Genomic DNA, 5,665 nt, shown 5'->3' with positions numbered 1-5,665 from the left:
CGGTTTCGGCCGGGGCCCGCACCACTGCCCGGGCAAGGAGCTCGCCCGGCACGAGCTGCGCATCGCGCTGGGCGAACTGGTGCGCCGCTTCCCGAACATGAAGCTGGCGGTGCCCGAGGAGGAGGTCGTCTGGCGTCCGTCGTACCTGATCCGGGTCCCGTACGAGCTGCCGGTCAGGTTCTGAGCGTGACGACGACACCGGACGCTCCGGGGGCGGCCCGCTGCCCGTTCAGCACGGTGAAGACGCCCTTCGACGCCGCCTACTTCGCGGACCCGTACGCGACGTACCGCCGTCTGCACACCGAGGGCCCGGTCCACCGGATCAAGACGCCCGAGGGGTACGACGCCTGGCTGGTCACCCGCTACACCGATGTGCACCAGCTGCTGGGCGATCACCGGCTGGTGCGCCACGTGCGGCACGCCAAGGGTGACTACTACCGCTTCCCGCTGCCCGTCGAGTTCTCCCGGTCGCTGGTCCGCGAGGACCCGCCCGTGCACACGCGGCTGCGCCGGTACATGAACCTGGCGTTCGCGCCGAAGCGGGTACGGCCCCTGAAGCCCCGTATCGAGGCGGTGACGGACGAACTCGTCACCGCGCTCGGGGACAGCGGCGAGACCGACCTGATGGCCAGCCTCGCCATGCCGCTGCCCATCACGATCATCGCCGAGATGCTGGACGTCTCGGCGGAGGAGCGGGCGGACTTCCGCCGCTGGGCCGACGCGCTGGTGGGCCTGGACCAGGAGGAGCTGCGCAAGGGCGGCATCAGCATGCTGCACTGCCTCTCCCGGCTGGTCGAGCTCAAGCGGAAGGAGCCGGGCGACGACATCTGGAACGACTGGATCCGGGGTCTTCAGGGGCAGGAAGAGCCACTGGAGACGGACGAGCTGCTGGGCCTCGGCTTCATGGTGCTGCTCGGTGGGTACGACCCCACCGCCGGCGTCATCGGCTCGGCCGTCCTGCGGCTGCTGCAGGAGCCGGAACTGGCGCAGCGGCTGCGCGAGCAGCCGGAACTGATGCCGTCGGCCGTGGAGGAGTTCCTGCGGCTGCACGGCGCCAGCCACACCGCCGCGCGGCGGTTCGCCGCCGAGGACGTCGAGGTCGGCGGGGTGACCATCCCGGCCGGGTCCGCGGTGTTCCTGTCGCTCAGCGCGGCCAACCGTGATCCGGAGAAGTTCGAGGACCCCGAGGTCTTCCGGCCGGACCGGGCACCCAACCGCCATGTCGCCCTGGGGCAGGGGCCGCACTTCTGCTCCGGCGCCGAACTGGCCCGTATGGAGATCACGGCGGCGCTGGAGGCCGTACTGCACCGCCTCCCGAACCTCCGGCTGGCGGTACCGGCGGAGGAACTCAGGCTGCGGCCCGGGTATTCCATCCGGTCCCTGGAGAAGCTGCCCGTCACGTACTGATCTCATCCTGGGGGTAATGAGATGCCGACCCTGTCCCAGCCGCCGGCGCGGGCGACCGAGTTCGCCACCGACGAGGTGCTGCTAGAGCAGGTGCTGAAGCCGTACCGGCTGAACTGCCAGTACCTGAAGTCCGCGGTGGTGAGGCTGACCGACCGCCCCGGAGAGGCGGGACGGGTGTCGGCGTCCTGCGAGTTCGAGATCCCGGAGTCCTGCTACATCGACGACACCGGGCACTTCAACTCGGTGGAATTCAACATCTGTTACAACCAGATGATGTATTACGTGATCGCCAAGGCGGTCAAGGAGCGGCTCCTGGAGCCGCTCGCTTCCTGGAGCATGGCGGACTACTGGTCGCGCCAGCTTGCCGATTTCCTCATCACCGATTTCCGCAGTGCCTTCCGGCGCGCGATGCGAGGCGGCAGGTTCTCCGGTGAGATCGAGATCGTCGACCTCACCGAATGGGAGGGGGACGACCTCCACGAAGCACTGCTGGTCGCGCAGACCACGTGCCGTTACTGGGACGAGGCCGGCGGCAACTGCCACGGCGAGGTCCGCATAGCCATCACCAATCCGGTCAGCAACCAGAATCGATCCTGAGGCATTCATGACGACGACCACGCCACTGGTTGAGCAGCTGCGCGCCCTTCCCCGGCCCGAGCGGCGTTCCCGGGTCGAGGAGCTGGCGCGCACCGAGTTCCGCACGGCGCTGCTCATGTCCGAGGACGAAGACGTTCCGCTGGACCAGAACTACTTCGACCTGGGCCTGACCTCCCTCCGTGTCACCGAGATCAAACAGCGCCTGGAGGCACAGCTCGGCTGCGCCATCGACACGGCCGTGCTGTTCGCGGTGCCGACGCTGGGCCGCCTCGTGGAGTACCTGCAGAACGAGATCCTCCCGAAGCTGACCGGGGAGGCGACGGCAGCGCAGCCGAAGGCCGCCAGCACCGTGCCGGCCGGCCGCAAGGCACTGGTCACCGACCTGCTGAACGATCTGTACAAAGACTGAACGCACACCTGGCCTGACCAACGAACTATTCCGGGGGGCGGGAGCGCTGCCTCTGGAGCGGAGGAACCACCATGTCGAACCGGCGCCCAGATGTGCAGGAAGAACTGGACGCTGCCCGCGAAGCGCTCGAGGAGCAGCGTCACGTACTCAGGGAGCTGCTGCTCGAAAAGCACGAGCCCATCGCGATCGTGGGCGTCGGGATGCGGTTCCCGGGGGGGAACTCGACACTTCCGGGCTTCGCCGAATTCCTTGAGCAGGGCCGGTCGGGTACCGGGCCGATACCCGAGGACCGCTGGGACGTGGAGGGCTTTTCCTCGGGCGGTCAGGATGTGAAAGGCAAGATCCGCACGTTCGCCGGCGGATTCCTCGACCGGGTGGACCGGTTCGACCCGCAGTTCTTCAACATCTCGCCGAAGGAAGCGCAGTACATCGATCCGCAGCAGCGGCTCGCGCTGGAGACCGCCTGGGAGGCCCTGGAGGAGGCGGGCATCGACCCGAACAGCCTCCGCGACGGCAACGGCGGTGTGTACGTCGGCGTCTCCACCGTGGACTACACCATCGAGGCGGACGCCCTCGCGTACGAGGAGCTGGACGCCAACATCGGCACCGGTACGGCGCACTCCGCCGTGCCCGGCCGGATCTCGTACTTCCTCGGCTGGCGCGGACCGAGCATGGCCGTGGACACCGCCTGCTCCGCCTCCCTGGTGACCCTGCACCTGGCCGCCGAGGGCCTGCGCCGCGGCGAGTGCGACATCGCGCTGGCCGGCGGCGTGAACGTGATCCACCACCCGCGCAACCACATCGTCTTCTCGCAGGCGAACATGCTGTCCGTCGACGGCGAGTGCAAGACCTTCGACTCCTCCGCCGACGGGTACAGCCGCAGCGAGGGCTGCGGCATGGTCGTGCTCAAGCGGCTCACGGACGCCAAGCGCGACGGGGACCGGGTGCTGGCGCTGGTCCGCGGTTCCGCCGTGCGCCAGGACGGCGAGAGCGGCGGCCTGACCGTTCCCAACGGCTCCGCGCAGGAGATGGTCATCCGGGCCGCGCTCGACAACGCGGTGCTGGAGCCCGCGGACATCCAGTACGTCGAGGCGCACGGCACCGGCACCTCGCTGGGTGACCCCATCGAGATGGGAGCCATCCAGTCCGTCTTCGCCGAGTCGCACTCGAAGGCGAAGCCGATCGTCGTCGGCTCGCTGAAGACCAACGTCGGCCACATGGAGGCGGCGGCCGGCATCGGCGGTGTGATCAAGGCCGCGCTGCAGCTGCACAGCGGCCGGATCTTCCCGCACCTCAACATGGCGACCCCCTCGGAGCACATCCCCTGGGACGACTACTGCGTCGAGGTGCCGGTCGAGGGCCGGCCCTGGAAGGCGGACACCCGCCGCGCCGTCGTCAACTCCTTCGGCTTCGCGGGCACCATCGCCTGCGCCGTACTGGAGCAGGCGCCCGCCTTCGCCCCCGCCGAACCGTCGGTGACCGACGGGGGGCACATCTTCACCCTGTCGGCGAAGAGCGAGAAGGCGCTGGCGCTCCAGGCGGAGCGCTACCGTGCGCACCTGGCCGCGCACCCCGACCTGGACCTCGCCGACGTCTGCTACACCAGCAATGTCGGCCGGGCGCACTTCGGCAGCCGGCTCGTGGGCGTGGTGCGCGACACCGAAGAGCTGTCCGCGCTGCTCGATCGCACTCCCGCCGCTGGCCCCGAACTGAGCAAGGCCGCCTTCCTGTTCACCGGCCAGGGCTCCCAGTACGCGGGGATGGGCAAGTCCCTCCACGACGCCTACCCCGTGTTCCGGGAGCACCTGGACGCCTGTGACCGGCTCTTCGAAGCGCGGATCGGCCGGTCCGTCAAGGCCCTGGTCCTCGGTGAGGCCGAGGACCCGGAGGCGATCGACCAGACCTGCTTCACCCAGCCCGCGCTGTTCGCCCTGGAGTACGCCACCGCACAGCTGTGGCTGAGCTGGGGGATCCGGCCGAGCGTCCTGATCGGCCACAGCATCGGCGAGGTGGTCGCGGCGACCGTGGCCGGACTGTTCTCCCTCGAGGACGCGGTCCGGCTGGTCGCGGCCCGGGCCCGGCTGATGCAGTCCGTGACCGCACCCGGCGCGATGGTCGCCGTGGAAGCCGCGGAGAACGAGGTCGCGCCCCTCCTTCAGCCGTACGAGGACGTCACCTTCGGCGCCTTCAACGCGCCCGGTCACTGTGTGATCTCCGGCGGCGCGGACTCCGTCGCGGCCATCACCGGCCGGCTCGAGGAGCGCGGTCTGCGCACCAAGCGGCTCGCGGTCTCGCACGCCTTCCACTCCCCGCTGATGGCGGAGGTCTTCGACGCCTTCCGCGAGGAGATCCGGGACATCGCCTTCCACGAGCCCGAATTCACCCTGATCTCCAACATCTCCGGCGGGGTCGCCGACATCGCCGACATGTCCACCCCCGACTACTGGGTGCGGCACATCGCGGAGCCCGTCGACTTCCGGGCCGGCATGACCGCCATCGGCGCCCGCGGCCGGCACGTCTTCATCGAGGTGGGTCCCTCGGGGACGCTGCTCGGGCTGGGCAAGCGCATCCTGGACGCCAAGGAGCACGTCTGGCTGCGCAGTTCGGCCAAGGGCGACACGGACGCCTCGGTCGTCCGCGCCTCGGTGGCCGAGTGCTACGCCGCCGGGCTGCGCATCGACTGGAAGGGCTACCACCGGGGCCGCGGCGGACGGCGCACCGCGCTGCCGACGTACGCCTTCGACACCAAGCGGTACTGGCTGCCCATCACCGGCGACCGGCACGCCAAAAACCGCGTGGTCGACGCCTCCCGGGCGCACCACCCGCTGCTCGGCGCCGAGGTCAGCAGCGATGCTCAACGGGCCGAAGAGGTGCACGAGTTCTCCGCCGAGATCGGTCCCGACCAGCCGTCCTACCTGGTCGACCACGTCATCATGGGACAGACGGTGTTCCCCGGCGCCGGCTACATCGAGATCCTGCTCGCCCTGCAGGACGCGGTGTACGGCGAGAGCGGCCGCCTCCTGGAGGACGTGGCGATCCAGGAGCCGCTGATCCTCTCCGAGGAGCAGCGCACCGAGATCCGTACCCGGCTGCGGCAGCTCCCCGGCGGCGGCGCCGAGGCCGAGATCCTCAGCCGTACCCCGGGAGCCGACCAGGCCATCGAGCGCTGCCACGTCACCGCCCGGATCGGCGCGGAGTACACCCTGCTTCCCCGGCTGAAGGAGGTCGCGGCGGAGCTGGAGGAGAAGGCGG

The 5,665-nt window shown here is 69.7% G+C and carries 5 protein-coding genes; all 5 read left to right on the top strand.

Annotated features, from left to right (window positions below; translation table 11 throughout):
• Positions 1-184 (top strand): cytochrome P450 (locus tag IE312_RS41915; RefSeq protein ID WP_229900461.1); only part of this gene is annotated, 184 nt, incomplete at its 5' end.
• Between the two features lie 2 nt (positions 185-186).
• Complete coding sequence (locus IE312_RS26435) at positions 187-1,407, top strand: cytochrome P450 family protein (RefSeq protein ID WP_189984823.1); 1,221 nt, start codon at positions 187-189, stop codon at positions 1,405-1,407.
• 21 nt (positions 1,408-1,428) lie between these two features.
• Positions 1,429-2,004 carry an FcoT family thioesterase gene (locus IE312_RS26430; RefSeq protein ID WP_189984822.1) on the top strand — a complete coding sequence of 192 codons (576 nt, stop codon included), beginning with the start codon at positions 1,429-1,431 and terminating at the stop codon, positions 2,002-2,004.
• A 7-nt stretch (positions 2,005-2,011) separates the two neighbouring features.
• Positions 2,012-2,413 (top strand): acyl carrier protein, encoded by a 402-nt coding sequence (locus IE312_RS26425; protein ID WP_189984821.1) that lies wholly within the window; start codon positions 2,012-2,014, stop codon positions 2,411-2,413.
• Positions 2,414-2,484: 71 nt separating this feature from the next.
• A partial coding sequence (locus tag IE312_RS38220; protein WP_194704709.1) for a type I polyketide synthase occupies positions 2,485-5,665 on the top strand: 3,181 nt, incomplete at its 3' end.

Origin of the sequence: Streptomyces capoamus, from assembly GCF_014654935.1 — a bacterium.
GTDB classification, from domain to species: Bacteria; Actinomycetota; Actinomycetes; order Streptomycetales; family Streptomycetaceae; genus Streptomyces; species Streptomyces capoamus.
The sequence above is the reverse complement of the archived record's forward strand: the minus strand, read 5'-3'. Positions and strand labels throughout refer to the sequence as shown.

Bases quoted from the DNA above. Each gene is read 5' to 3' on its own strand.
- IE312_RS26430 (WP_189984822.1), top strand. From the start codon at position 1,429: ATGCCGACCCTGTCCCAGCCGCCGGCGCGGGCGACCGAGTTCGCCACC.
- IE312_RS26425 (WP_189984821.1), top strand. From the start codon at position 2,012: ATGACGACGACCACGCCACTGGTTGAGCAGCTGCGCGCCCTTCCCCGG.